At 61.0% G+C, this 25,089-nt stretch carries 24 protein-coding genes; 14 read left to right on the forward strand and 10 right to left on the reverse strand.

Annotation, left to right across the window (positions count from 1 at the left end; genetic code table 11):
• Positions 1–142: 142 nt before the first annotated feature.
• The 3 genes from FHT29_RS10170 to FHT29_RS10180 all read left to right on the forward strand — a co-directional run bounded on the left by FHT29_RS10170 (position 143) and on the right by FHT29_RS10180 (position 3,891).
• Positions 143–1,447 (forward strand): alpha/beta hydrolase, encoded by a 1,305-nt coding sequence (locus FHT29_RS10170; protein WP_052212113.1) that lies wholly within the window; start codon positions 143–145, stop codon positions 1,445–1,447.
• A 125-nt stretch (positions 1,448–1,572) separates the two neighbouring features.
• A complete protein-coding gene (locus FHT29_RS10175) occupies positions 1,573–2,820 on the forward strand; it encodes an FAD-dependent oxidoreductase (protein ID WP_047556157.1) in 1,248 nt (415 codons plus the stop codon).
• 33 nt (positions 2,821–2,853) lie between these two features.
• Positions 2,854–3,891, forward strand: a complete 1,038-nt coding sequence (locus tag FHT29_RS10180) for a 4-hydroxyproline epimerase (protein ID WP_037203072.1) — start codon at positions 2,854–2,856, stop codon at positions 3,889–3,891.
• Between the two features lie 211 nt (positions 3,892–4,102).
• Here the strand turns inward: FHT29_RS10180 and FHT29_RS10185 are convergent, their stop codons facing one another.
• Entirely contained in the window at positions 4,103–4,537 is a 435-nt protein-coding gene (locus tag FHT29_RS10185; protein ID WP_047556392.1) for an RbsD/FucU family protein, read from the reverse strand.
• Positions 4,521–5,768, reverse strand: a complete 1,248-nt coding sequence (locus tag FHT29_RS10190) for an ROK family transcriptional regulator (RefSeq protein ID WP_037203074.1) — start codon at positions 5,766–5,768, stop codon at positions 4,521–4,523. Before FHT29_RS10190 ends, FHT29_RS10185 begins: the two co-directional genes overlap by 17 nt.
• A gap of 252 nt (positions 5,769–6,020) precedes the next feature.
• On the opposite strand from FHT29_RS10190, the gene FHT29_RS10195 reads away from it, so the two are divergent.
• The 6 genes from FHT29_RS10195 to FHT29_RS10220 all read left to right on the forward strand — a co-directional run bounded on the left by FHT29_RS10195 (position 6,021) and on the right by FHT29_RS10220 (position 12,242).
• A complete protein-coding gene (locus tag FHT29_RS10195) occupies positions 6,021–7,046 on the forward strand; it encodes a sugar ABC transporter substrate-binding protein (RefSeq protein WP_037203075.1) in 1,026 nt (341 codons plus the stop codon).
• A 178-nt stretch (positions 7,047–7,224) separates the two neighbouring features.
• Complete coding sequence (locus tag FHT29_RS10200) at positions 7,225–8,289, forward strand: ABC transporter permease (RefSeq protein WP_037203076.1); 1,065 nt, start codon at positions 7,225–7,227, stop codon at positions 8,287–8,289.
• Positions 8,265–9,074, forward strand: a complete 810-nt coding sequence (locus FHT29_RS10205) for an ATP-binding cassette domain-containing protein (RefSeq protein ID WP_173410348.1) — start codon at positions 8,265–8,267, stop codon at positions 9,072–9,074. Before FHT29_RS10200 ends, FHT29_RS10205 begins: the two co-directional genes overlap by 25 nt.
• Positions 9,071–9,703 carry a nucleoside triphosphate hydrolase gene (locus FHT29_RS10210; protein WP_168599636.1) on the forward strand — a complete coding sequence of 211 codons (633 nt, stop codon included), beginning with the start codon at positions 9,071–9,073 and terminating at the stop codon, positions 9,701–9,703. The genes FHT29_RS10205 and FHT29_RS10210 overlap by 4 nt, the downstream gene beginning before the upstream one ends.
• Before the next feature lie 143 nt (positions 9,704–9,846).
• Complete coding sequence (pyrC, locus tag FHT29_RS10215) at positions 9,847–10,887, forward strand: dihydroorotase (RefSeq protein WP_037203331.1); 1,041 nt, start codon at positions 9,847–9,849, stop codon at positions 10,885–10,887.
• A gap of 203 nt (positions 10,888–11,090) precedes the next feature.
• Complete coding sequence (locus FHT29_RS10220; protein WP_037203078.1) at positions 11,091–12,242, forward strand: GGDEF domain-containing protein; 1,152 nt, start codon at positions 11,091–11,093, stop codon at positions 12,240–12,242.
• A 40-nt stretch (positions 12,243–12,282) separates the two neighbouring features.
• Here FHT29_RS10220 and FHT29_RS10225 read toward each other — a convergent pair whose 3' ends face one another.
• Positions 12,283–12,762, reverse strand: coding sequence for an anthrone oxygenase family protein (locus tag FHT29_RS10225; protein WP_168599637.1), 480 nt, complete (start codon positions 12,760–12,762; stop codon positions 12,283–12,285).
• A gap of 368 nt (positions 12,763–13,130) precedes the next feature.
• Here FHT29_RS10225 and FHT29_RS10230 point away from each other — a divergent pair, with 368 nt between their 5' ends.
• From FHT29_RS10230 to FHT29_RS10240, 3 genes are all read left to right on the forward strand, one after another.
• Positions 13,131–13,781, forward strand: coding sequence for a TetR/AcrR family transcriptional regulator (locus FHT29_RS10230; protein ID WP_168599638.1), 651 nt, complete (start codon positions 13,131–13,133; stop codon positions 13,779–13,781).
• Positions 13,782–13,915: 134 nt separating this feature from the next.
• Positions 13,916–14,614 (forward strand): orotate phosphoribosyltransferase, encoded by a 699-nt coding sequence (locus FHT29_RS10235; RefSeq protein ID WP_037203084.1) that lies wholly within the window; start codon positions 13,916–13,918, stop codon positions 14,612–14,614.
• A 77-nt stretch (positions 14,615–14,691) separates the two neighbouring features.
• The gene (locus tag FHT29_RS10240; RefSeq protein WP_037203086.1) at positions 14,692–15,618 is read left to right on the forward strand and encodes a carbohydrate kinase; all 927 of its coding nucleotides are present in this window, start codon (positions 14,692–14,694) and stop codon (positions 15,616–15,618) included.
• Positions 15,619–15,698: 80 nt separating this feature from the next.
• On the opposite strand, the gene pgi is transcribed toward FHT29_RS10240, so the two are convergent.
• Together pgi and FHT29_RS10250 are read right to left on the reverse strand one after the other, a co-directional pair.
• On the reverse strand, positions 15,699–17,324 hold the full coding sequence (gene pgi, locus FHT29_RS10245) for a glucose-6-phosphate isomerase (RefSeq protein ID WP_168599639.1): 1,626 nt from the start codon (positions 17,322–17,324) through the stop codon (positions 15,699–15,701).
• A gap of 174 nt (positions 17,325–17,498) precedes the next feature.
• Complete coding sequence (locus FHT29_RS10250; protein WP_168599640.1) at positions 17,499–19,196, reverse strand: long-chain fatty acid--CoA ligase; 1,698 nt, start codon at positions 19,194–19,196, stop codon at positions 17,499–17,501.
• Between the two features lie 347 nt (positions 19,197–19,543).
• Here FHT29_RS10250 and FHT29_RS10255 point away from each other — a divergent pair, with 347 nt between their 5' ends.
• Entirely contained in the window at positions 19,544–19,936 is a 393-nt protein-coding gene (locus tag FHT29_RS10255; RefSeq protein WP_037203090.1) for a PRC-barrel domain-containing protein, read from the forward strand.
• Positions 19,937–19,999: 63 nt separating this feature from the next.
• Here the strand turns inward: FHT29_RS10255 and FHT29_RS10260 are convergent, their stop codons facing one another.
• On the reverse strand, positions 20,000–20,395 hold the full coding sequence (locus FHT29_RS10260; RefSeq protein ID WP_037203092.1) for a VOC family protein: 396 nt from the start codon (positions 20,393–20,395) through the stop codon (positions 20,000–20,002).
• Between the two features lie 213 nt (positions 20,396–20,608).
• Between FHT29_RS10260 and FHT29_RS10265 the strand changes: the two genes are divergently transcribed.
• Positions 20,609–20,992 carry a YciI family protein gene (locus FHT29_RS10265; protein ID WP_047556137.1) on the forward strand — a complete coding sequence of 128 codons (384 nt, stop codon included), beginning with the start codon at positions 20,609–20,611 and terminating at the stop codon, positions 20,990–20,992.
• A 67-nt stretch (positions 20,993–21,059) separates the two neighbouring features.
• Here FHT29_RS10265 and FHT29_RS10270 read toward each other — a convergent pair whose 3' ends face one another.
• From FHT29_RS10270 to FHT29_RS10285, 4 genes are all read right to left on the reverse strand, one after another.
• On the reverse strand, positions 21,060–21,809 hold the full coding sequence (locus FHT29_RS10270; protein ID WP_047556135.1) for an ABC transporter permease: 750 nt from the start codon (positions 21,807–21,809) through the stop codon (positions 21,060–21,062).
• Entirely contained in the window at positions 21,806–22,744 is a 939-nt protein-coding gene (locus tag FHT29_RS10275; protein ID WP_234903763.1) for an ABC transporter ATP-binding protein, read from the reverse strand. The genes FHT29_RS10270 and FHT29_RS10275 overlap by 4 nt, the downstream gene beginning before the upstream one ends.
• A gap of 5 nt (positions 22,745–22,749) precedes the next feature.
• Positions 22,750–23,916 (reverse strand): ABC transporter permease, encoded by a 1,167-nt coding sequence (locus FHT29_RS10280; protein WP_047556131.1) that lies wholly within the window; start codon positions 23,914–23,916, stop codon positions 22,750–22,752.
• A gap of 123 nt (positions 23,917–24,039) precedes the next feature.
• Positions 24,040–24,948, reverse strand: a complete 909-nt coding sequence (locus tag FHT29_RS10285; RefSeq protein WP_037203099.1) for an ABC transporter substrate-binding protein — start codon at positions 24,946–24,948, stop codon at positions 24,040–24,042.
• Positions 24,949–25,089 lie beyond the last annotated feature (141 nt).

Here is a 25,089-nt window from a genome sequence, read left to right on the forward strand (position 1 = left end):
GCCGGCCTCGATCATGGCGTTGCGCCTTTGCAATGCTGCGCGAATTAGCGTCGCGTCATATGGCCAAGAACGGCCTGAGTCGCTTGCGCCGAAGGCATCGATGCGTAGAGTGGCGCGACATTCAGGCATAGGAAGAGGTTGCATGATGCAGCGCGTGGCAGGTTCGGGCCGATGGGGAAGCGTGCTTCTCCGGACTGTCGCCGTCGCCGTGACGCTGTCACTCGCGGCCTGTGGTCGTCCGATCGGGGTCATGCAACCGATCAGTGAAAGCGTTCCGGGGACATCAAGGGTCGACCTTCTGGTCGCCACCACGCGCTTGCCGGACAAGGATCCGGCAATCCTGTTTTCGGGCGAACGCGGTCCGGGGCTGAAGGTGGATGCGGTCAGCGTCTCGATCCCGCCGGAAGCCAATCGCAAGGTCGGCCAGGTGCAATGGCCGAGCCGCCTGCCAGGCAATCCCCTCAAGAATTTCGTGACGACCGCCGTCAAGCCGATACCGACCGAAGCGGACGGGCGAGCCTGGCTGCATGGGGAACTGCCGAAGGACAAGCGGGTGCTGATCTTCGTGCATGGTTTCAACAACCGCTATGAGGACGCGGTCTATCGTTTCGCCCAGATCGTCCACGATTCGCACGCCGAAGTCGCCCCGATCGTTTTCACCTGGCCGTCGCGAGCCAGCATTTTCGACTATGCCTATGACAAGGAAAGCACCAACTATTCCCGTGACTCTCTGGAGGAGCTGCTGCGCCGCGTCGCCGCGGATCCTTCCGTCGGCGACATCACGGTCATGGCGCATTCGATGGGCAGCTGGCTTGCGGTCGAATCCCTCAGGCAAATGGCGATCCGCAACGGTCGCGTCGCGCCGAAGATCAAGAATGTCATTCTCGCTTCGCCCGATCTCGACGTCGATGTCTTCGGCCGGCAGTTTGCAGCACTTGGCAAGGACAGGCCGCATTTCACGCTGTTCGTCTCGCGTGATGACCGGGCACTATCGCTGTCACGGCGCATTTCCGGCAGTATCGATCGCTTGGGCCAGATCGATCCCGCAGCCGAGCCCTATCGCAGCGAGCTGGAAAAGCAGGGGATCACCGTGCTCGATCTCACCAAGCTCAAGACCGGCGACAGCTTGAATCACGGCAAGTTCGCCGAGAGCCCCGAAGTGGTGAAGCTGATCGGCGCCCGGCTGATTGCTGGCCAGACGATCACTGATTCCGATGTTGGTATCGGCGATGCCGTCGGCGCGGTTGCCATGGGTGCCGCCCAGACCGTCGGCAGCGTGGCTGGCGCTGCCGTCAGCGCCCCGATCGCCATCTTCGACCCCCGAACGCGCGCGAACTATGGTGAGCAATTGCGCCGCGTCGGTGCCTCCGCCGGCAATACCATCGGTTCCGTCGGCGATAGCGTGCAAGCGACGGGCAGCAATGTCGGAGAGGCATTGGGGCAGTAAAGCCCTAACCACACGCCAGAGACTTCGAGCGCCTTTCGAAACTCCATAGCCAGTCTGCTTGATCTGATATATCACAGAGTCGCGCCATATCGGACATGGCGGCACTTTGTGGGTAGGCTTTCGGCATGGGCGAAAACAAGCGTACGGTCATCATTGTCGGCGCCGGCGTCATCGGCGCGGCGATCGCGTTGGAATTGCAGCGGCGTGGCCGGCAGGTGACATTGGTGGACAAGGCGGGGCCGGGGGAGGGCACCTCCTTCGGCAATATGGCAAGCATCGCGCTCGATTTTGCCGCCGGTTCCGGCCCCTCCACCTGGTCGAAGATTCCGGGCTGGCTGCTGGATCCGGAAGGGCCTGTGTGGCTCAGGCCCTCCTACGCTCTGAGAATGCTGCCGTGGTTTCTGCGTTTCGTCGCCGCCGGTCGCCCGTCGCGGCTCCGCGAAATCGAGGATGCCGGCATGAGCCTCTCGCGTCATGCCCTTTCCGATTTCAGGGCGATGCTCGCCGCCGCTGGCGCGCCTGACCTGATGACAGAGGAGGGGTGCCTCTCGATTTACGAGACCGAAGCGGAATTTGCCGGCGACCGCGCGCACCTCGAGCTGATGCAGCGCTATGGCATGGAATACAAGGTTCTCGCCGGCGCGGAAATCCGCGATCACGAACCGGCTTTATCTCCCTCCATCGCCAAGGCCGTGCTGCTGCCGGATAACAAATCCATCCGCGATCCGTATAAGCTGGTGCTCACGCTGATGGAGGCGGCAAAGGCTCTTGGTGCGACCTTCGTCTCCGGCGCGGTACGAACCGTAGAGCGTCAGTCGGACGGCGACGTGGCTGTGCTGTTCGAGAATGGAACCCGGCTTCAAGCCAATGATGTCGTGCTGGCCGCCGGCGTGCGCACGCGCTTCATCGCCTCGGCCCTCGGCGAGCCGATCCCGCTGGAGACCGAAAGAGGCTATCACACACAGATCATGAAGCCCGGCATCGCCATGCGCTATTCCATCATCTGGCCGCGTCGCGCCTTCATGGTGACGCCCACGGCCGGCGGCATCCGCGTCGGCGGCAACGTCGAGCTGGCTGGCCTCGATGCGCCGCCGGATTATCGCCGTCCCCGCATTCTCGTTCGTCACGCCCAAAGAGCGTTGCCCGGATTGCAGGTGGAAGATGCCAAGGATTGGATGGGTCATCGCCCGGCATTGCCGGATACGATCCCGATCATCTCGCCTTCGTCGCGTGTCCCGGGTGTCTGGTACGCGACCGGCCACGGTCATCTCGGGCTGACCTTTTCGGCGACGACAGCGCGGCTGATGGCAGATATGATGACCGGCGTCACCCCTGCTGTCGATATGACGCCGTTCCGCATCAACCGCTACTAGGACAAGACCGATGTCCGGATTGGAGCAAACGATATGAGATGGAAACGCACGATCCAGTTGCTGGACGTTCATTGCGAGGGCGAGATCGGCCGGGTTGCCATCGGCGGCGTGCCGAAGATTCCCGGCAACAGCATTGCCGAGCAATTGCATTGGCTGAACTCCGATCCGAAGGGCGAGGAGTTGCGTCGCTTCCTGGTGCTGGAGCCGCGCGGCGCGCCGATCGGTTCCGTCAACCTGCTGCTGCCGGCCAAGCATCCCGATGCCGATGCCGCCTTCATCATCCTGCAGCCCGATCAGGCGCATGCAAGCTCCGGCTCCAATTCCATCTGCGTGACCACGGCACTGCTTGAATCCGGCATCGTCGAGATGAAGGAGCCGGAAACGGTGGTGACGCTCGAAACCGCCGCCGGTCTGGTCAGGGCAACCGCCACCTGCCGCGACGGCCGCTGCGAGAAGGTGCGGCTGACCATGGTGCCCTCCTTCGTGCATGAGTTGGATGTCGAGATCGACACGCCGCAATGGGGCAGGATCAAGCTCGACCTCTGCTACGGCGGTATTTTCTATGGGCTCGTCGATGTCGGCCAGATCGGCCTGACGATCGAGAAGGCCAATGCCGCATCGCTCGTTCAGGCGGGCATGATCCTCAAGGACTTGATCAACCGCACCATGTTGGTCGTCCATCCGGAAATCCCGGCGATCTCCGGCGTCGCCTATGTGATGTTCCGCGACATCGATGCCGATGGCGCCATCCGCACATGCACGACCATGTGGCCCGGCCGCGCCGATCGCTCGCCCTGCGGCACCGGCAATTCCGCCAATCTGGCGACGCTGCATGCGCGCGGCAAGGCCAAGGTCGGCGATGTCTTCAAGTCCCGCTCGATCATCGGTTCGGAGTTCGAGGTGGGCCTGCAGGCGGTGACCGAAGTTGCCGGCAAACCGGCCATCATCCCCACCATCACCGGCCGGGGCTTCACCTTCGGCCTGAGCCAGGTCGCGCTCGATCCCTTCGATCCGATGGCAGAGGGCTTTGCGATGACGGATGTCTGGGGGCCTTCGGCGGGCGATATTTAAGGGCGGACAAGGAATCGGTTCCGTTCGCATAGAGAGTTTTGCCCCTCACCCTAACCCTCTCCCCGTCTCGACGGGGAGAGGGGATTACTTCTAAGTCTCGTCAGAGCAATTGGCCGGAAAGAAGGCTGTGGGTGCGCCCATCTCCTTCGCCCCGCGTGCGGGGAGAAGGTGGCCGACAGGCCGGATCAGGGGCTTTGGGCGAGGGGCCTCGCTATCCCTTCGGATAAATTACGCCCTTGCGCAGGATGATATTGCCATAGAGCCTGGGCTCACTGGTCTGTATCAGCGCGTGCGCCTGTTTGACGCGCTCGTAGAACTCCGCCGGCAGCAATGGCACGACCTTGATGTCGGGCACATGCCGCGCGCAGCACTCGATCATTTCGGCATGGACGGGATCGACTGCGTCGCGATCCTGGCGGACGGTCGCCCGGAAGATCGCCTGCGGCACGAAATCGTCGATCGGCAGGACGCTGAGCACGGCGTCAAGCACGCGAATGACGCCGTGGCCGTCGAGGCGGATGAGGCGGCGCCCGTGTTCGAGGCCGGGATAATTGCCGTCCACGAGGGCTATCTCGTCGCCGTGGCCCATGGCGCGTAGGGTCGCCAAAAGCTCGGGGCTCAACAGCGGGTCAATGCCCTTCAGCATGCTCTATCTCCTTGAAGAGGACGTTCTGGTCGATGAGGTAGCGGGCGAAGATCGGCAGGCTGGCGCCGCCGATGGCACGTGCCTGCGGCCCGACCGCGCCCTCGATAATGTCGGGCATGACGACGCCCTGCAAGTCCAGCTCCGAAGCGGCCTTGATGGTTGCGCGCACCACGCGTTCCCGCACCCAATGTGGAAAGCCGCCGTCGATGACGGCGGCGCTGAAATCGATGACCGAGGCGCATGCGACGATCGCCTGCGCCAGCGCCTTGGCCGTGTCCTGAATCCAGATTTCCAAAGGCTCGCCGAAATCGACCCAGTCGTTGGCCGAGTACCAGAGCGGACGCGGGTCGAAGCCGTGATCCTTCAACAGGTTTTCGAGCACGAAGATCGAGGCGATTTCCAGAAGCTGGCGGTTCTCGCCGTTGCGGCCACGCACGGGTAGCGGGCCGAGCGCGCCGGCTGTGCCTGTTCGCCCGACGAAAATCGAGGAATTGAGGACAATGCCGCCGCCGAGGAAGGAGCCGATGAAGAAATAGACGAAGTCCGGATAATGCGAGCCGACACCGAAGACGAGTTCGGCGCCGCAAGCGCTGGTGGCGTCGTTCTGCAGGAAGACGGGGTAGGCAACGCGCGAGGCGATCTCTGTCTGCAGGTTGAAGCCGCGCCATACGTCCATCGCTCCGGCCGGCGCACCCACCTGTTCCGCCCAGTTCCACAATTCGAACGGCGCGGCAATGCCGATCCCGGCAATTTTCCGCCGCTCTTCGTTGCTGAGCCGCCCCTCGAGCTCCTGGATGCTGGCCGTGACGAAGGAGAGGATGTCCTGCGGCAACGGATAAGGGTAGATCTGATGAAGCTGCATCCTGATGCTACCGACGAAATCCATCAGCACCAGATCGGCACTGCGGCGGCCGATCTTGACGCCGAAGGAGAGCACAGCATCGGGATTGAGCCGCATGGGGATGGATGGCTGTCCGACGCGGCCGCGCACCGGCGCGTCTCGTGAGAGCAGCCCATCCTTCTCCAGTTCCCGCATGATGACGGAAACGGTCTGCGCCGAAAGGCCGCTGCGTCGGGCGATATCCGCTTTCGACAGCGCCCCATGGCGACGCACCAGCGACAGCACGAGCCGCTCGTTATGGGCGCGCACACCAATCTGGTTCGCGCCCCCGCTGGGGTCGAGAATCACAGGTGCTGTGGGTGTGTCCTCCGGGTCGTGCACGAGAGACATGGGGCTGCTCCTTCCACCATGGCCATGCCTTATTTTTCGGCAGAATGCCACATCCAATTAATAATTCAATCCGATTTATTTATTGACAGGGAGAAATCTTTAGGCTCAGATATGGGCCGTCGAGGATGTGCATATGACCTTGGAGGAGGTCCACCGGAAACAATCTGACAGGCATGGCGCATCTTTAAATCGGGTTCGGACTGAGCCTGTGACTGCCGGAGGGTCCGGCTTTTCAAACATCGGGAGGATTGAATGAAAAAATCTGTTATCTCCGCCGCGCTCGCCGCTCTGGCGATCGGCGTCGCCTTTGCAGTGCCGGCCAAGGCCGCGGGCGTATCCGCCTGCCTCATCACCAAGACCGACACCAATCCTTTCTTCGTCAAGATGAAGGAAGGCGCGACCGCCAAGGCGAAGGAACTCGGCGTGACGCTGAAGTCCTATGCCGGCAAGATCGATGGTGACAGCGAAAGCCAGGTCGCCGCGATCGAAAGCTGCATCGCCGATGGCGCGAAGGGCATTCTGATCGCCGCTTCCGATACCAAGGGCATCGTTTCCTCGGTCAAGAAGGCACGCGATGCCGGCCTGCTGGTCATTGCGCTAGACACGCCGCTGGAGCCGGCTGACGCCGCCGACGCGACCTTCGCCACCGACAATCTTCTCGCTGGCAAGCTCATCGGTCAGTGGGCGAAGGAAACGCTGGGCGACAAGGTGAAGGACGCCAAGGTCGGCTTCCTGGATCTGACGCCGTCGCAGCCTTCCGTCGACGTGCTGCGCGACCAGGGCTTCATGATCGGCTTCGGCATCGACCCGAAGGATCCGAACAAGATCGGCGACGAAACCGATCCGCGTATCGTCGGCCATGACGTCACCAACGGCAATGAGGAAGGCGGCCGCAAGGCCATGGAAAACCTCCTGCAGAAGAATTCGAGCATCAACGTCATCCACACCATCAACGAACCGGCTGCCGTCGGCGCCTACCAGGCCCTGAAGGCCGTCGGCTTGGAAAAGCAGGTTCTGATCGTGTCCGTTGACGGCGGTTGCCCGGGCGTCAAGTCCGTCAAGGAAGGCGTGATCGGCGCGACGTCGCAGCAATATCCGCTGATGATGGCTGCCCTCGGCGTCGAGGCGATCAAGAAGTTCGCTGACACCGGCGCAAAGCCGAAGCCGACCGAAGGCAAGTCCTTCTTCGATACCGGCGTTTCGCTGGTAACGGACAGGCCGGTCCCTGGCCTGAAGTCGATCGACACCAAGGAAGGCACCGCCAAGTGCTGGGGCTAAGCCTCATCCTGAACTTGGCGTGATCTTATCCGAAGACGGCTTCACACTTTTCGCTGAAGCGGTCCTTGGATTTGCGATCATACCTTCCTGACATCAACGCCGGCCGGGCTCTCGCTTCGGCCGGTTTCAACAGCCGGCGGTTTCCGCGTATAATTCGGCGCGGCAGCGGAGGAATACAATGACCGGAGCACAGGAATTCGAGCGTGTTCTCGACGGCAGCGACAAGAATGTTGCCTCGTTCGAGCACCAGGATGTCTCTCTTCTTAAACGCATGCAGCATTTCTTGCATTCGACTCCGGCCGCCGTGCCGTTGATCGTATTGGTGATGGCAATCATCATCTTCGGCTTTGCCATCGGCGGGCGTTTCTTCTCCGCCTACACATTGACGCTGATCCTGCAGCAGATCGCCATTGTCGGCATTCTCGGCGCGGCGCAGACGCTGGTCATCCTGACCGCCGGCATCGATCTGTCGATCGGCGTCATCATGGTCATTTCCTCCGTCGTTATGGGCAACGTCGCCGTCACTTATGGTCTGCCGACGCCAGTCGCCATCTTGGCAGGCATGATCGTGGGCGGTCTCTGTGGATTGCTCAACGGTTTCCTTGTCGCCAACATGAAGCTGCCGCCGTTCATCGTGACGCTCGGTACGTGGAATATCGTCATGGCGACGAATTTCATCTATTCGGCCAATGAAACCATCCGCGATACCGATGTCGATGAACAGGCGCCGCTGCTGCATTTCTTTGCCATCAGCTTCCGGCTCGGTGGCGCGGTGCTGACCCTTGGTGTCATCGCCATGGTGCTCCTGGTGCTGGGCCTATGGTACATTCTCAATCACACCGCCTGGGGCCGGCATGTCTATGCTGTCGGCGATGACCCGGAAGCGGCGAAATTGTCGGGCATCCAGACCAAGAAGGTGCTGCTCGCTGTCTACGGCGTTTCGGGACTGATCGCGGCCTTTGCCGCCTGGGTTTCGATTGGCCGCAACGGCTCGGTCTCGCCTTCTTCGGCTGTGACGGATTTCAATCTTCAGGCAATTACCGCGACCGTGATCGGCGGCATCTCGCTCTTCGGCGGCCGTGGCTCGATCCTCGGCACGCTGTTCGGCGCGATGATCGTCGGCGTGGTCTCCATGGGCCTCAACATGCTCGGAGCCGATCCGCAGTGGAAGGTCCTCCTGACGGGCGTGCTGATCATCGGCGCCGTCGCGATCGATCAATGGATCAGAAAGGTATCGGCATGACCACGACTGGCGAACCCCTTCTCACCGCGCGTGGCCTCGTCAAGCGCTATGGACGCGTGACCGCGCTCGACAATGCCGATTTCGATCTCTATCCCGGCGAAATTCTTGCCGTCATCGGCGACAACGGCGCCGGAAAATCCTCGCTGATCAAGGCGATTTCCGGCGCGGTCACACCCGATGAAGGTGAGATCAGGCTGGAAGGCAAGCCTGTCCATTTCAGGTCGCCGATGGAAGCGCGCGAGGCCGGCATCGAAACGGTCTATCAGAACCTGGCGCTGTCGCCGGCGCTCTCGATTGCGGACAACATGTTCCTCGGTCGCGAGATCCGCAAGCCCGGCATCCTCGGCTCCTGGTTCCGCATGCTCGACCGGCCGGCGATGGAAAAGCGCGCCCGCGACAAGCTCACCGAGCTTGGCCTGATGACGATCCAGAACATCAATCAGGCGGTGGAAACGCTTTCCGGCGGCCAGCGTCAGGGCGTGGCCGTGGCGCGTGCCGCCGCCTTCGGCTCGAAGGTCGTCATCATGGACGAACCGACGGCGGCACTCGGCGTCAAGGAAAGCCGCAAGGTGCTCGAACTCATCCTCGACGTGCGGGCTCGCGGCTTGCCGATCGTGCTGATCTCGCACAATATGCCTCACGTCTTCGAGGTGGCGGACCGCATCCATATCCATCGCCTCGGACGCCGTCTGACCGTCATCAACCCCAAGGACTATACTATGTCGGATGCGGTTGCCTTCATGACCGGGGCCAAGGCTCCGCCGGCGGAGACTGTCGCTGCATGAGTGTTGCGCTCGAAGACGTTGCCGGCGACATCATTGCGCGCGCCGGCGACGCAAAACGCATCCTGGTGGCGATTGCCGGCCCACCCGGCGCCGGCAAATCGACATTGGCAGATAACGTCGTCAAGGCGTTGAAGGCCAAAGGCGAAAGCGCCGAGGTTCTGCCGATGGACGGCTTCCACATGGACAACGCCGTCCTGATCGAAAAGGGGCTTTTGAAGCGGAAGGGCGTGCCAGAGAGCTTCGACGTGCGCGCCTTTCTCGATATCGTCAGGGCCGTGCGGGCTGCCGATCAGGAGGTGCTCGTGCCGGTCTTCGACCGCTCACGCGAGATTGCCATCGCATCGGCCCGCGTCGTTTCGCCGGATCACCGGTTCATCGTGATCGAGGGAAACTATCTGCTGTTCAGTCAGGGAAAATGGGCGGAGATGGAGGGCATGTTCGACTATTCGATCATGCTGGCGCCGCCGATGGAGGTTCTGGAGCAGCGGCTCTGGGAGCGTTGGAAGGGCTATGATCTCGACGACGAGGCCGCCCGCGCCAAGGTCTATGGCAACGATCTGCCGAACGGCCGGCTGATCCTGGAGAACCGCCGCCCGGCCGATGTCACCATCGACATCGTGCAGGACTGAACCTCGCCGTCATTTAACCGCCGTCGCGGATTGTTTTGCGGTGGCGGTTGGTGCTATCGAAGCGCGATAGCCCAAAGCATGATCCCGAAAAATGTGAAGCGTTTTCGGACGAGATCGTGCTTACATTTCCAGAGGTCGTGTCCATGCAAAAGCTCTCCATCCGCCGTCCCGATGACTGGCATCTGCATCTGCGAGATGGAGCGATGCTCGAAGGCGTGATCGGCGATACCTCCAGGCATTTTGCCCGCGCCATCATCATGCCCAATCTCGTGCCGCCGGTCGTGACCACGGCGGATGCGACCGCCTATCGTGAACGCATCCTCAAGGCTTTGCCGGCCGGCGACCGCTTCCAGCCGCTGATGACGCTCTATCTCACCGAACATACCAGCCCTGACGATGTCGAAGAGGGCAAGACGAGTGGCCTGATTACGGCCGTCAAGCTTTATCCAGCAGGTGCTACGACCAATTCCCATGGCGGCGTGCGCAATCTCGACAATGCAATGCCGGTATTGGAGCGCATGGCGAAGGTCGGCCTGCCGCTCTGCGTCCATGGCGAGGTGACGACGCCGGAGGTGGATATTTTCGACCGCGAGGCCGTGTTCATCGAGACCGTGCTCGATCCGTTGCGAAAGCGCCTGCCGGAGCTGAAGGTGACGATGGAGCATGTGACGACATCGGACGGCGTGAATTACATCAAATCGGCAAAGGCCAATCTCGCCGGCTCCATTACGACGCATCATCTGATCATCAACCGCAACGCCATCCTCGTCGGCGGCATTCGTCCGCATTACTATTGCCTGCCTGTCGCCAAGCGGGAAAGCCACCGCCTGGCGCTGCGCGCGGCCGCCACGAGCGGCGACATCAGGTTCTTCCTCGGCACGGATTCGGCGCCGCATGTCGATCCGCTGAAGGAATGCGCCTGCGGCTGCGCCGGCATCTATACTTCGATCAACACGATGAGTTGCCTCGCGCATGTCTTCGAGCAGGAGAATGCGCTGGACAGGCTGGAGGCCTTTGCCTCGCTGAACGGGCCGGCCTGGTATGGACTGCCTGTCAATGAAGACAGCATCACCTTGGTGCGCCGGCCCGATGCCGTGACATTCCCGTCGAAGATCGAGACCGGGGCCGGTCCGGTCACTGTTTTTGACCCGATGTTCCCGTTACATTGGGACGTTGAATCCTAATTTTAGGTTCGGCGTATATAAGCAATAAATGAATTTAACGAGCGATATTGGCGGCAAAGTATTCGTGTCTTGCCACTAAATGAGACGTATATTTTATTGAAATGTATTTTCTTTATTATTTGCCGTAACCAATTCGATACCCCTTGAGGGCTAGCGTGTCATTGATCCCCCCACGGTAATGATGAGACCGTCGAAAGAGCACGATGCTGGTCGATTACAATTCCCTCCTTCTCGCCCTCGGCGTCTCCGCGACCTGCCTCGCGGTCACATTGGTGGGAAGCTGGTTTTCTCGCCGGCCTGATACTTTTCTGCTGACGTGCTCTGCCGGCCTGGTGCCTATCGTGGGTGGCATTTTCATATATGGCGCCTATGTCGACAGGCCGCGGCCGATTTTCGCCGTTCTGACTTTTGTGTTGCTTTTCATCGGTTTCGCGACGGTCTGGGTGGCCGGTCACCAGTTTCGCACCCGCCGCCTTTCGAAAATTCGCTTCTTGCTTGGTTGCCTCCCCGGTATCGCGGTGTCGGTGTCTGCCATGCTTGTCGGTTATGACGGTCTGGCTTTCATCGGTGAGAACGTCGTCATCAGCCTGCTCTTGCTGTTGACGGCGCGTGAATATTGGCTGAGCCGCCATGAGGCACCCACGCCGCTCTATGGCATTACCGCGCTTTACACATTGACCGCGATCTCCTTTGCACTTTGCGCGGCTATGTTGATCGCGGACGGTAAGCTCGTGCTTGGCCATGCGCCTGATAATTGGGCGGAGGATTTCAGCCTTGCCGTCTGCATTGCCGGAATGACCGGGATCGGCGCGCTGTCGCTTGCTCTGCATCAATGGCGTCAGGCCGCGCTGCACCGGCAGGAGGCGATCACCGATGCGCTGACCGGACTGCTGAACCGCCGCGCGCTTTTCGATCTCCACGGGGGCCGCTCCTTCGGTCCGTCGATGGCTGTCATCGTCTTCGACATCGATCGCTTCAAGACGATCAACGATCAGCATGGCCACGCCGCCGGCGATCTCGTGCTCAAATTTTTCGGTCAGGACCTATCCGCGGGCTTGCGCGCTTCGGACACGGTGGCTCGGCTCGGCGGCGAGGAGTTTGCGCTTGTGCTCGACAATACGCTGCCCGGCCGCGCCGAGCAGGTCGCCGAACGGGTGCGCGATGCTTTTGCGGCACGAACAATCAGCATTGACGACAAATACTTGACCTGCACGGTCAGCGCGGGCGTTGCGACCGGCACGGTCGAAGGGGTCGGTTTCGATGACGTCCTTCGCGCAGCCGACAAGGCGCTCTACGAGGCGAAGCGCAACGGCCGCAACCGTGTCGAGGTCGCGGCCTATCTGCACGCAGTTTAATCGATCATTTCGATAAAAAGCCCTGTCATACCGCGACTGATCAGAACAGGGCTCGCACGAAGGCGCAAGCTGCAAGCAGCGATGCCACCGCGCGCACATGGTTCCATCGCGTCCAATCGCTGAGATAGGTCGACCATAGTTGCGCGCCCTCCGCCGTATGGCCATCGACCTTGTCCAGTGCGTCGTTCAACGGCACGTTGAACACGATGGTCGAAAGAAAGCTCGCGACGATATAGAGCACCGCGCCTGTCAGTATCAGCATGCTGATACCATCACGCCAATAGAGGATCGCCATGATAGCAACGAACACCGACAGCGCGGCCGTCAGCAGAAACAGCACGATGAAGGGCGAACGCACGATCGTCGTGTTGATCGATTGCATGGCAGCGATCCCCTGGTCGGCGGGAAGGCGGGCAAAGGCCTGCATGATGAATGTCGAGAAGGCGAAGTAAACGCCGGCGAGGAGGCCGCTGCTGAGCGCCGCGATGATAAGGGCGATATTGGTGATCGGAAAGGTCATGACTGGATACTCCAGATGCCGGTTGCGGCGGTTTCGCGGGCATAAACGGAAAAATCCTTCGGCTGCCTCCCTAGGATCTGTCTAACGCCATCCGCAAAGTGCGAATTGCGCCCGTCCAGAACCTGCGTGAAGAGTTCATGAGGGAGATCGGTCGTTTCTCGTGGCAACCCAAAGGCGGTCATCTAAGTGGGAAGGGGCTCAAAGCAGTCGGCGACGCGGCCGCCGGTTTTTCCCAATCCGCCGATGATGGCGACAGTTGAGATCTGCATATCGAGCTCCTCCAGTTCAAAATGTGATAAATTCTCTCATTTGTGAAATGTGATAAACTCTCTTATATTGTCTGTCAACAGTGACGAACGAGGAATGAGATGGTGCAGGAACCGGTTGCGAGACGCAGGCGCAGCAAGGACGAGGCAGGAACGCCGCGTCGCATCCCCAGCCAGCAGCGTGGCCGCGAACGCGTCGAGCGCATATTGGCCGTGGCGACGGAGCTGATCGCTAGGAATGGCAGCGATGCACTGCGCATGGGAGAAATCGTCGAGAAGGCGGATGTGTCCTTCGGCTCGCTCTATCAATATTTCCCCGATAAAACAGCAATCATCCGCGTCCTGGCCGAACGCTTCAACGAGCAGGGACGCCAATGCGTCGAGGAAGAGCTGGTGGCGATAAAAAGCGCCGGCGATCTACAGGCCGGGCTCAGCCGCATTATCGACGGCTACTATGCCATGTTTCTTGGCGAGCCCGTGATGCGAGATATCTGGCACGCCACCCAGGCGGACAAGCTGCTGCAGCAGGTCGATGCCGAGGACATGGAGTGGCATTCGCAGGCCTTTTTTGCCGTCCTTCAACGTCTCTGGCCGGAGCGCGATCATATGGAACTCGCACGGATCGCTCGATTGACCATGCAGCTGGTCGCAGCCGCGGTTCGCTATGCGATCTCGATCGAGAGGGAAGAGGGCGACAGGGCGATTGCGCTGTTCAAGGCGATGCTGCCTGCCGATCTCGGCGCAGTCCGCTAGACGCTCCAAACTGCCGCATGTTGGCAATCCGGCCATGCCGATGGCGGACGCACGCAAAACCGTCTATTCGTCTGGAAACCGCTGGCGCTAGCTGCTATTGCCGCTGAAACATTCCAGCTGCGAAGGAGGCCCGCATGACCCAGATGACTTTTTCCGATCGCGCCGTCATGGCTGAGTTGGTGGCCAGGATGCTTTGGGAGATCAAGGCGGTGCATTTCAGCGCCGACAAGCCCTACAGGCTGGCTTCCGGCATGGCGAGCCCGGTCTATATCGATTGCCGCAAGCTGATCTCCTATCCGCGCATCCGCTCGACGGTCATGGATTTCGCCGCCAGCCTCATCGTCCGCAATGCCGGCTTCGAGCAGTTCGATTGCGTCGCCGGCGGCGAGACCGCTGGCATTCCCTTCGCTGCCTTCCTGGCCGAGCGGCTGAACCTGCCGATGATCTATGTCCGCAAGCAGCCGAAGGGCCATGGCCGTAATTCGCAGATCGAAGGCCATATGCCCGACGGCGCCCGCGTGCTCGTCATCGAGGACCTGACGACGGCCGGCGGCAGCATGTTCACCTTCATCGATGCCATCCGCGCCGCCGGCGGCATCGTCGAGCACGGCATGGCGCTGTTCTATTATGATATCTTCCCCGAAGCCGAGGAGCGGTTTGCCAACGGCAAGGTCCGCCTGCATCATATCGCCACCTGGCGGGATGTGCTTGCTGTCGCCAGGGAACAGAACCTGTTCGACGACAAGACGCTCGAGGAAGTCGAAGCCTTTCTCAACGCGCCGCTTGCCTGGTCGGGACGGAATGGCGGCGTTTCGGAGCTTCCCAAAAAGTGATGCTTTGCTTTTGCCATGAATTTATCTAATCGATTTATGAGACTGGACATGACAGACGCGCTCTTTGGGAGGTCGGAATGATATTGTGCTGTGGCGAAGCTTTGATCGATATGCTGCCGCGGGAGACGACGCAGGGCGAAAAGGGCTTTGCCCCCTATGCCGGCGGCGCGATCTTCAACACCGCGATTGCGCTCGGCCGCCTCGGCGTTCCCACGGGTTTCTTCACCGGCATCGCCGACGACATGATGGGCGATATCCTGCGCGAGACACTTGCGGCCGCCAAGGTGGATTACAGCTATTGTGCCATCGCTCCCCGTCCGAGCACGATCGCTTTCGTCAAGCTCGTCAACGGCCAGGCTACCTATGCCTTCTACGATGAGGGCTCTGCCGGTCGCATGATCACCGAAGCCGACCTGCCGACCCTCGGCGATGATTGCGAAGCCCTGCATTTCGGTGCAATCAGCCTGATCCCCAACCCGTGCGGCGAGACCTACGAGGCGCTGATGAAGCGCGAATATCAAAGCCGGGTCATCTCGCTCGATCCGAACATCCGCCCGGGGTTCATCAAGGACAAGCAGGCGCATATGGGCCGCATCAGCCGCATGGCCGCCATGTCCGATATCCTGAAATTCTCTGACGAGGACCTGGAATGGTTCGGCATTGCTGGCAATCACGATGAGCTGGCTGCGCATTGGCTGAACCAGGGTGCCAAGCTGGTCGTCGTCACCAAGGGTGCCGAGGGCGCGACGGGCTACACGAAGTCGCTGAAGGTTTCCGTGCCGAGCGAGCGCGTCACCGTCGTCGATACGGTCGGGGCAGGCGACACCTTCGACGCAGGCATCCTGGCGTCGCTGAAGATGAATGGCCTGCTGACCAAGGCGCAGGTTGCCGCGCTCGATGAGAAGGCATTGCAGCATGCCCTGGCTTTGGGCGCCAAGGCTGCGGCAGTTACCGTATCGCGCGCCGGCGCAAACCCGCCTTGGGCGCATGAGATCGGGCTCTGAGCTCGCTCGAATTTCAAGGCTTCCAATAAAAGAGCCCGCCTGATGTTTCAGGCGGGCTCTTTCGTTTACGATGGAGAATATTACTTCGCGCGGCTCGCCAGCGCGGCCACCAGCCCCTGTGTCGAGGAATCGTGGCCGGCAGCGCTTTCCTTGCCTTCGATGACAGGCAGCAGACCGGTTGCCAGTTCCTTGCCGAGCTCGACGCCCCACTGGTCGAAGGAGTTGATGCGGAACAGCACGCCTTCGACGAAGACGCGGTGTTCGTAGAGCGCGATCAGGCGGCCAAGAGCGAATGGCGTCAGCTTGTCGTAGACGAAGGTGATCGACGGGCGGTTGCCGGTGAAGACGCGGTGCGGCGCGATGAAATCGGCCTTCTTGTCGTCCATGCCCTTGGAGGTGAGCTGCGCCTTGGCCTCCTCGAAGGTGCGGCCCTTCATCAATGCTTCCGACTGCGCCAGGCAATTGGCCATCAGCAGCTGATGCTGGTGGCGCAGCTCCGACTCGAAACCGTTGGCGGCGATCATGAATTCGGCCGGGATGACGCTCGTGCCCTGGTGGATCAGCTGGTAGAAGGCGTGCTGGCCGTTGGTGCCGGGCTCGCCCCAGACGACCGGGCCGGAATTGCCTTCGACCGGCGTGCCGTCGATGGTGACGCCCTTGCCGTTCGATTCCATGTCGAGCTGCTGGAGGTAGGCCGGGAAGCGCGACAGGCGCTGGTCATAGGGCAGGATGGCGCGCGTCGGATAGCCGAGCACGTTGCGATGGTAGAAGCCGATGAGGCCGAGCAGCATCGGCAGGTTTTCCTTGAACGGCGCCTTGCGGAAATGGTTGTCCATCGCATGCGCGCCGTCGAGAAACTTGCCGAAGTTTTCGGGGCCGACGGCGATCATCAGCGGCAGGCCGATGGCCGACCAGATCGAGTAGCGGCCGCCGACCCAATCCCAGAAGCCGAAGACGCGCTCGCTGTCGATGCCGAAGGCGGCGACCTTGTCGAGCGCCGTCGAAACGGCGGCGAAGTGGTGCTGCACGGCGGCTTCGCCGAGCGCATCGGCGATGAACTTGCGCGCCGTCTGGGCGTTCGTCATCGTTTCGATCGTGGTGAAGGTCTTCGAGGCGACGATGAACAGCGTCGTTTCCGGCTTAACGAGCTTCAGAATGTCGGCGATGTGCGCGCTGTCGATGTTCGAGACGAAGTGCGAGCGCGGACCGTCATGGAAAGGCGCCAGTGCCAGCGTCGCCATGACCGGGCCGAGATCGGAGCCGCCGATGCCGATATTGATGACGTCGGTGATCGCCTTGCCGGTCGAGCCCTTCAGCGCGCCGGAGCGGATGCCGTCGGCAAACTTGCCCATGGCCGCCAGCACGGCGTTGACATCAGGCATGACATCCTTGCCGTCGACCAGCACAGGCGTATTGGAGCGGTTGCGAAGCGCTGTGTGCAGCACGGCGCGGTTTTCGGTGAAGTTGATGGCGACGCCCGAGAACATCTCTTCGCGCTTGGCCGCAATGCCGCCTTCAGCCGCGAGCTTTTCGAGAAGGACGAGGATATCGTCGTTCACCGCGGTCTTGGAATAGTCCATCAGCAGATCGTCGAACGAAGCGTTGAAGCGGGAGTAGCGTTTGGGATCGGCGGCAAAGGCGGCGCGGATATCCGTGGCCTTCGTTGCCGATGCGGTGCTCTTCAATTGATCGACGAGGGCGTTCATGGGAGGCTCCTTGCGGTTCGCGCCGCTTGCCGTCAGACGGGGCCGGGCGCTTTGAGTTTGGTCGCGGAAACTATTCCCTATGTAGGGCGTAAATCAAGTTCACGTATCGTCCAAAACGAAAAAAGGCCGCTCGCGGATTGGGACGAGCAGCCTCCTGAATGGCATGGAATTATGTCAGCCGCGCAACTCCTTGCGCAGGATCTTGCCGACGTTCGATTTGGGCAGCTCCGCACGGAATTCGACGAAGCGCGGGCGCTTGTAGTTGGTGAGGTTGGCGGCGCAATGCGCCTTGATATCGGCCTCGGTCAGTGCCGGATCCTTCTTGACGATGAAGAGCTTCACCGCTTCGCCGGAATGCGGGTCCGGAACGCCGATCGCTGCCGCCTCGAGAACGCCCGGATGCATGGCGGCGACCTCCTCGATCTCGTTCGGATAGACGTTGAAGCCCGAGACCAGGATCATGTCCTTCTTGCGGTCCACGATCTTCGTATAGCCGCGCTCGTCCATGAAGCCCATGTCGCCGCTGCGGAAGAAACCGTCCGATGTCATCACCCGCGCAGTTTCCGCCGGCTGTTTCCAATAGCCGGCCATGACCTGCGGTCCACGGATGCAGATTTCACCGACCTCGCCGAGCGGCAGCGAATTGCCGTTCTCGTCGCGAATATCGAAATCGGTGCCCGATATAGGCAGGCCGATCGTTCCGGAGAATTCGGAGCTGTCGAAGCGGTTGGCGCTCGCGACCGGCGACGTTTCGGAAAGACCGTAACCTTCGGTGATCCAGGCGCCCGTCATCTTCTGCCAACGTTCGGCCACAGGTCGCTGCACCGCCATGCCACCAGCCAGCGTCGCAGTGTGCGACAGGTCGAGCTTGGTGAACTCGGGATTGTTCATCAGGGCGTTGAACAACGTGTTCAGGCCGGGGAACATGTCGAACTTGTATTTGCCAAGCTCCTTGATGAAGCCCGGTATATCGCGCGGATTGGCAATCAGCACGTTATGGCCGCCGATCGACATGCCCATCAGCGAGTTCACCGTCAATGCGAAGATGTGATAGAGCGGCAGCGCGCAGACGAAGGTCAGCTGCTCGGGCCGCGGCTTGTTGATATAGGCGGACTGCAGCCAGAGCAGCAATTGCAGCTGGTTGGCGAGCAGATTGGTATGCGTCAGTATCGCACCCTTGGCAACGCCGGTCGTGCCGCCGGTATATTGCAGAAACGCGATGTCGCTGCCGGAGAGTTCGGAAGGCTTCAGCGGCAGGCGCGCCCCTTCGGCGATCACGGCCTTGAAATTGCGATGGCCGGGGATGGACCAGGCCGGTACCAGCTTCTTCACCTTGCGGACGATGAAATTGACGATATGGCCCTTCACGCCCAGCATGTCGCCGAGGGCGGTGACGACGACATGGCGCACATCAGTATGCGCCAGGACCTGCTCCACCGTATGGGCGAAATTCTCGAGGACGAAGATCGCCTTGGCGCCGCAATCGCGCAGCTGGTGCTCGAGTTCACGCGGCATATAGAGCGGATTGACGTTGACGACGACGAGGCCGGCGCGAAGTATGCCGTAGGTGGTGACCGGATTTTGCAGCACGTTCGGCATCATGACGGCGACGCGATCGCCCTTCTGAAGGCCGAGGCTTTGCAGCCAGGCGGCGATCTTGCGCGTTTGCGTATCGAGGTCGCGATAGGTGATCGATTTGCCCATGCTGGTGAAGGCGAGCCGGTCGGCGTAGCGCGCGCAGCTTTCCTCCAGCAGTGCGACGAGTGATGTATGCTCCAGCGGCGGCAGTTCGGCCGGTACTATGTCCGGATAGGAAGCAAGCCATATTTTTTTGACTTGCGGTCTATCCGAAGGAGCGGAGACTGAATTCATGCGCACTTCCTCCTCTACGCATCATCACCACGCCCCGCCGCTTGCGCGGCGGTTATGTAAAGTGTCACCGCGCGACGGAAAAGTCTCCCGCTTTTCATATCGTCGCAGCTTTCGCTCGCAACTAAATCATTCGAGCGCGATGAAAGCTATAATAACCTTGACGTAAACGTCAATAATTGTCGTGCGCTCACGTTTTTTTACAGTTTTGAAAAAAATGCTGGAACTTTTGCGGTAACGGAGCGTTAATGGGCCGTGGGCGCATACCCATAGGAGCATCGTCTTGCCCTTATTGAGCAGATGGGGCGCTCCAAAGTTTATGTGACGCGTATCCAAAAGGAGGTGCGCATATGCATAAAGAGAGTGCCGAAATCTCTGGCCGTGACCTCTACGTCAAGGACATGTCGATGCTGGTCGCTTGCGACCGCGTCGAAGGATCGAAGGTATTCGGTTCGGATGGTAGGCAGATTGGTCATATTGAGCGGCTGATGCTTGAAAAAAGTGATGGACGCATTGCTTTCGTCATTCTGAGCTTCGGCGGCTTTTTCGGCATCGGTCAGGATCACTACCGATTGCCTTGGGAAAAGCTGCGCTATGATGCTCGTATAGACGGTTATCGTGTCAGCATGACCAAGAATGACATTGAGAAAGCGCGCCGCTTCGCCAGCAAAGACGAACACGACCATAAGGATCATGGCCACAAGAGCCACGATTATTTTGGCGTGCCGCCCTATTGGATGTAAGCGCGCCGCCAGATCCGGTTTCATAAGCCCCGCCGGTGCCGCGGGGCTTTGGCTTGTGCGGCTCTATTGAAACCGCCCGTGTCTTTGCACGACCTCGATCTTGTAGCCGTCGGGGTCGGTGACGAAAAACAGCAGGGCGAAAAGTTTCCCATCGCGATTGAGTTCGACGATCTTGCCGGGATTGAGCCCGAGGGCGGCCAGCCGTGCGTGTTCGTCTTTCAACTCATCGACCGAGACGGCCAGGTGACCATAGGCTTCACCGAGCACGTAAGGCTCGCTGCGGCCCTGGTTGACTGTCAATTCCAGCTCGAAGCCGGTCTCGGCATTGCTGAGATAGATCAGCGTGAAGGTCGGGAAGGCGACGCGGTCGGCGATTTCAAGCCCGAAAGCCTTGTTGTAGAATTCAACCGAACGCGCCTCGTCGAGGACACGGATCATCGTGTGAATCATCTTGGCCATCGGCGCCTCCGTATATCATCTGAGCATCTTTCCAAGCCAATGCCACCGGTCGCCGGACAAGACAAGTGCGCTTGGGTGGTGCCATACCAACATTCAACTATTGAGATTAAGGCGGCTCCGGGGCTTTTGAATTTCGATCAGCCTGCTTACACTCCGAGCATTCAGGCCAATGGCTCAATGGGCCAAAGCTAACTGATGTTCGAGGGGGGGCCTATGTACTACGCTATCCTGGCCTATCACGAAGAGGGCGTCGTGGAATCCTGGAGCGAGGAAGAGGATGCAGCGCTCATGGCCGAGTTGCTCCAGATCAATGATCGTCTCGTCAAGGAGAAGTCGCTGGGGCCGGCAGCCCGCCTTGGCCAGACGCAGCGCGCCGTGACCTTGCGGGGCAAGGGCGCAGGCATGGTCATCGATGGACCGTTTGCAGAAACCAAAGAGCAGCTGCTCGGCTTCTATGTCGTCGATTTTCCAACGCTGGAGGCAGCCGTTGAAATGGCGCGCGACCTGCGTCGCGTCAACCCGACCGCCGTCTATGAAATCAGGCCGATCTCCCTCTATGTGCCCGGAGCGTCATTGGCCCCGAGCGAGGAAAACTAGCAGGCATTGAGGTATCGTTGATCGTGGGGCCGCTGCTTTCGATCCGACGAGGCGACACCTTGGAGCTTCAGTGGGGCTGCAGGCCGATCTTGCGGGTTATCGAATGTTCGATCATCTCCATGCCATCATAGATCAGCACCGCCATCAGGCCGACGATCAGGCCGCCTTGCAGGATGAAGGCGGTGTTGTCGTTGATCAGCCCGGCGATGATGACCTCGCCGAGGCCCTTGGCGGCGACGGTGGAGCCGATGGTTGCCGTACCGATATTGATGACGGTCGCGATCTTCAGTCCTTCGATGATCAGCGGCAGAGCAAGCGGCAGCTCGACGCGGAACAGCCGCTGCCAGCCATTCATGCCCATGCCGTCGGCGGCATCGAGCACGGAGGCCGGCACCTGCTGCAATCCGGCGACAGTGTTCTCGAAGATCGGCAACAGCGCGTAGAGGAAAAGCGCGATCAATGTCGGGACCGCGCCGAAGCCGGTGGTGGAAATGGCGAGCGCCAGCACGGCAACCGGCGGGAATGTCTGGCCGGCATTGGCGATCGCCCGCGAAAGCGGCAGGAAGTCGGCCCCGATCGGCCGCGTGACGAAGATGCCGCCGAGCACCGCCAGGATACCGCTCGCGCCGATCGAGACGACGATCAGCTCGAGATGGCTGAGGGCAAGGCTCGGCAGACTGTTCTGCGTATAGATCGGTGAGGCGCCGAATTTCGTCAGCGGCGCCAGGATCGGCGTCAGCCATTCCGGACGGAACAGCAACACCAGCAGCAGTGCCAGCGCCAGCAGGCGAAAGAGATTGGCGGCGAGAAGTTTCATGCTTTGCGGCCCAGCTCTATCAGATGCTGGATCGAGATCGAACCGACCGGCACCTTTCTCTCATCCTCGACCGAAGCCTCGTCGGCACCCTGCCAGATCAGTTCGGCCAGCGCGTCACGCAGATTAAGCGTTTGCGGCAGGCTGTAGCCGAGACCGGGCCTGAGAGGCTGCATGCTCTCTTTCAGCGGCAGCAACGACATCAGCTTCAGCGCGCGGTCCGACGTGCCGGTCAATTGCTGCACGAAGGGATCGGCCGGCTCGGTCAGGATCTTCTCGGGCTCTGAACATTGCAGCAGTTTGCCGCCGCTCATCACGGCGATCTTGTCACCGAGATGGAAGGCCTCGTCCATGTCATGGGTCACGAGAACGACCGTCGTGCCGAACTGCTTCTGGATATCAAGCAGATCGTCCTGCGCCTTGCCGCGAATGACAGGATCGAGCGCGCCGAAGGGCTCGTCCATCAGCAACAATTCCGGCTCGGCGGCAAGCGCGCGGGCGACGCCGACGCGCTGCTGCTGGCCGCCGGAAAGCTGGCTCGGATATTTGGCGGCAAAGGTGCCGGGATCCAGACGGAAGAGATTGAGGAGCTCCTCGACCCGGCCGTCGATGCGTGCCCTGTCCCAGCCGAGCAGCTCGGGCACCGTCGCGATATTCTGCGCGACTGTGCGGTGAGGGAACAATCCGTGGCCCTGGATGGCATAGCCGATACGGCGGCGAAGCTCGGTCGCCGGCACACTCATAATATCCTCGCCGCCAACAGAGATGCGGCCCTCGGATATCGGCACCAGCCGGTTGATCATCCGCATCAGGGTCGATTTACCGGAGCCCGACGTGCCGACGATGACGGTGATCGTGCCCTTCTCCATGCTCATGCTGACATCGTCGACCACGGTGGCGGCGCCGTAGCGTTTGGTCACGCCCTTAAGCTCGATCATGTTGCTCATGCGCGTTGTCCCCGGATGCTGTCGATGACCGCATCGAGGATGACGGCCGATGAGAAGGCGAGAATGACTGTCGGCACGGCGCCGAGCAGCACGAGATCATTGGCCGTCTGGCCGATGCCCTGGAAGATAAAGAGGCCGAAACCGCCGCCGCCGATCAGGGCCGCGACCGTGACGAGGCCGATCGCCTGTACCAGCACGATGCGGATGCCGGTGAGGATGACCGGAAAGGCGAGCGGCAGGTCGATGCCCGTCAGGATCTGCCTTCGCGTCAAACCCATGCCGGCGGCAGAATCGCGCACGGAGGGGTCGACGCCGGCAAGGCCGACGACGGTGTTGGCGACGATCGGCAACAAGGAATAGATCACCAGTGCCACCAGCGCCGGCGCCACGCCGATGCCCTGGATGCCGATCGCGGCGGCGAAGGGAACATGGGCGGCGATATAGCCGAGCGGCAGCATCAGAATGCCGAACAGCGCCAGGCTTGGAATGGTCTGCACCAGGCTCAGCGCCCGCAAGACCACGGCGCGCAGGCGCGGCTGCCAAAAGCAGAAGATGCCGAGCGGCAGGGCGAGCACGATGGCGATGGCGACGGAACCGAGGGACAAAAACATGTGGCCGAGCGCCTCGCGCCAGAATTTGTCGGCGTTATTGCCATATTCCTTCATGATCGACAGATTATCGAGCAGGCCGGAGCGCAGAACGGCGACGAGCAGGGCGGCATAGAGCGCCAGCGCGGCGACCCTAAGCCAGGGCGTCAGCCGAAGCTTCACCAGCGCATCCGAAATCATCAACCCCACAACGGCCAGCAACACCCAGAAGGAGCCGCCGGGCGTAATGCGCGCCACCGTGCTTCCAGTCGGCGTTGCCGCCGTCGAAACAAGCCCGAGCGTGACGATGAGCATGGCGATCGCAAGGGTGCCGATGCCGAGGCGAAGAAATTGATTGCGCAGGAACAGCACGGCAAGGGCGGCGGCCACGAGAAGGGCAAGCAGGACCATTGTGGCCGGCTGGCCAAGAAGCTGCGTGAGCAACTGCGGCTTGCCGGCAGCGATGCGGTTTGCCTTGACGATGATGAACGGCATCAAGGCCGCCGCCAGCGCGCCGCCCGCCACCAGCACCACTCCGAGACGGTCCACTCTGCGGACCGCTAGCGCATCTTCCATAAGGCAAGCTCCGTCAGCGCATGAGCCCAAAAAATGAGGCGGTTTCGGACAAGGTCATGCCCATTTTAATGTCCCGCGGCTCCACTCTATCGAAAACGGAGCCGCGAGATCAGCGGCGAAGCCTTATTTCAGGAAGCCATTGTCCTTGAGGTAGGATTCGGCGACAGCCTTGGCCGGCTCGCCATCCACCTGGATGCGGCCGTTCAGCTTGCGCAGTACGTCGGCAGTCAGGCCCTTGAAGACTGGAGCCAGAACCTCTTCGATCTTCGGATTGGCCTTGAGCACGGCCTCACGGATGATCGGCGTCGGGGCATAGACCGGCTGCACGCTCTTGTCGTCTTCGAGAACCGTCAGTTCGGCCGCTTCGATGGCGCCGTCGGTGCCATAAACCATGGCCGTGTTGACGCCGTTGGTCTGGTCGGCTGCCGCCTTGATCGTCGCCGCCGTGTCGCCGCCGGAGAGCACGACTTCCTGGTCGGGCTTGAGCTGGAAGGCGTAGGTCGTCTGGAATGCCGGCAAGGCCGCCGGCGAATTGACGAACTCGGAGGACGCCGCGATCTTCACGGGACCGCCGCCGGCAACCCACTTGCCGAAATCGGACATGGTCTTCAGCTTGGCCGGGCCTGCGACATCGCTGCGAACGGCGATCGCCCAGGTATTGTTGGCGGGCGAGGGCGTCAGCCAGACGATCTTGTTGGCGTCATAGTCCAGCTTCTTGGCAAGGTCGTAGCCCTGCTGCAGGTTCTTCCAGGCCGCATCGTCGGCCTTGTTGAAGAAGAAGCCGGCATTGCCGGTATATTCGGCATAGATGTCGATCTCGCCTGCGGTGATCGCCTTGCGCACGACCGGCGTCGTGCCGAGCGCGATGCGGTCCTGCGCCTTGATGCCGTTGGCATTGAGCGTGGCGAGGATGATGTTACCGAGCAGGGTGCCTTCGGTGTCGATCTTCGAGGAGACGACGACGTCGGCGGCGCTGGCACCACTGGCGAGCAACGCCGTCAGCGTGGCGGCAAGTGCAAGATTCTTGAACATGATGTTTCCCTTTGTACCCCGTTAAACCTTTGTTTTGCAGGCCCGCGCCGCCTCAAGGCCACTGTCCGGACACACAAGAGTTCGTGTGAGCCGACAACCCACAAGCGAATTTCTGACTGCTTCGGGCAAATAGCGCTCATC

The sequence above is a fragment of the Rhizobium sp. SG741 genome (genome assembly GCF_012275435.1).
Lineage (GTDB): Bacteria > Pseudomonadota > Alphaproteobacteria > Rhizobiales > Rhizobiaceae > Rhizobium > Rhizobium lusitanum.

Coding starts and splice junctions, on each gene's coding strand:
- FHT29_RS10170 (WP_052212113.1), top strand. CDS start 143: ATGATGCAGCGCGTGGCAGGTTCGGGCCGATGGGGAAGCGTGCTTCTC.
- FHT29_RS10175 (WP_047556157.1), top strand. CDS start 1,573: ATGGGCGAAAACAAGCGTACGGTCATCATTGTCGGCGCCGGCGTCATC.
- FHT29_RS10180 (WP_037203072.1), top strand. CDS start 2,854: ATGAGATGGAAACGCACGATCCAGTTGCTGGACGTTCATTGCGAGGGC.
- FHT29_RS10185 (WP_047556392.1), bottom strand. CDS start 4,537: ATGCTGAAGGGCATTGACCCGCTGTTGAGCCCCGAGCTTTTGGCGACC.
- FHT29_RS10190 (WP_037203074.1), bottom strand. CDS start 5,768: ATGTCTCTCGTGCACGACCCGGAGGACACACCCACAGCACCTGTGATT.
- FHT29_RS10195 (WP_037203075.1), top strand. CDS start 6,021: ATGAAAAAATCTGTTATCTCCGCCGCGCTCGCCGCTCTGGCGATCGGC.
- FHT29_RS10200 (WP_037203076.1), top strand. CDS start 7,225: ATGACCGGAGCACAGGAATTCGAGCGTGTTCTCGACGGCAGCGACAAG.
- FHT29_RS10205 (WP_173410348.1), top strand. CDS start 8,265: ATGGATCAGAAAGGTATCGGCATGACCACGACTGGCGAACCCCTTCTC.
- FHT29_RS10210 (WP_168599636.1), top strand. CDS start 9,071: ATGAGTGTTGCGCTCGAAGACGTTGCCGGCGACATCATTGCGCGCGCC.
- pyrC (WP_037203331.1), top strand. CDS start 9,847: ATGCAAAAGCTCTCCATCCGCCGTCCCGATGACTGGCATCTGCATCTG.
- FHT29_RS10220 (WP_037203078.1), top strand. CDS start 11,091: ATGCTGGTCGATTACAATTCCCTCCTTCTCGCCCTCGGCGTCTCCGCG.
- FHT29_RS10225 (WP_168599637.1), bottom strand. CDS start 12,762: ATGACCTTTCCGATCACCAATATCGCCCTTATCATCGCGGCGCTCAGC.
- FHT29_RS10230 (WP_168599638.1), top strand. CDS start 13,131: ATGGTGCAGGAACCGGTTGCGAGACGCAGGCGCAGCAAGGACGAGGCA.
- FHT29_RS10235 (WP_037203084.1), top strand. CDS start 13,916: ATGACCCAGATGACTTTTTCCGATCGCGCCGTCATGGCTGAGTTGGTG.
- FHT29_RS10240 (WP_037203086.1), top strand. CDS start 14,692: ATGATATTGTGCTGTGGCGAAGCTTTGATCGATATGCTGCCGCGGGAG.
- pgi (WP_168599639.1), bottom strand. CDS start 17,324: ATGAACGCCCTCGTCGATCAATTGAAGAGCACCGCATCGGCAACGAAG.
- FHT29_RS10250 (WP_168599640.1), bottom strand. CDS start 19,196: ATGAATTCAGTCTCCGCTCCTTCGGATAGACCGCAAGTCAAAAAAATA.
- FHT29_RS10255 (WP_037203090.1), top strand. CDS start 19,544: ATGCATAAAGAGAGTGCCGAAATCTCTGGCCGTGACCTCTACGTCAAG.
- FHT29_RS10260 (WP_037203092.1), bottom strand. CDS start 20,395: ATGGCCAAGATGATTCACACGATGATCCGTGTCCTCGACGAGGCGCGT.
- FHT29_RS10265 (WP_047556137.1), top strand. CDS start 20,609: ATGTACTACGCTATCCTGGCCTATCACGAAGAGGGCGTCGTGGAATCC.
- FHT29_RS10270 (WP_047556135.1), bottom strand. CDS start 21,809: ATGAAACTTCTCGCCGCCAATCTCTTTCGCCTGCTGGCGCTGGCACTG.
- FHT29_RS10275 (WP_234903763.1), bottom strand. CDS start 22,744: ATGATCGAGCTTAAGGGCGTGACCAAACGCTACGGCGCCGCCACCGTG.
- FHT29_RS10280 (WP_047556131.1), bottom strand. CDS start 23,916: ATGGAAGATGCGCTAGCGGTCCGCAGAGTGGACCGTCTCGGAGTGGTG.
- FHT29_RS10285 (WP_037203099.1), bottom strand. CDS start 24,948: ATGTTCAAGAATCTTGCACTTGCCGCCACGCTGACGGCGTTGCTCGCC.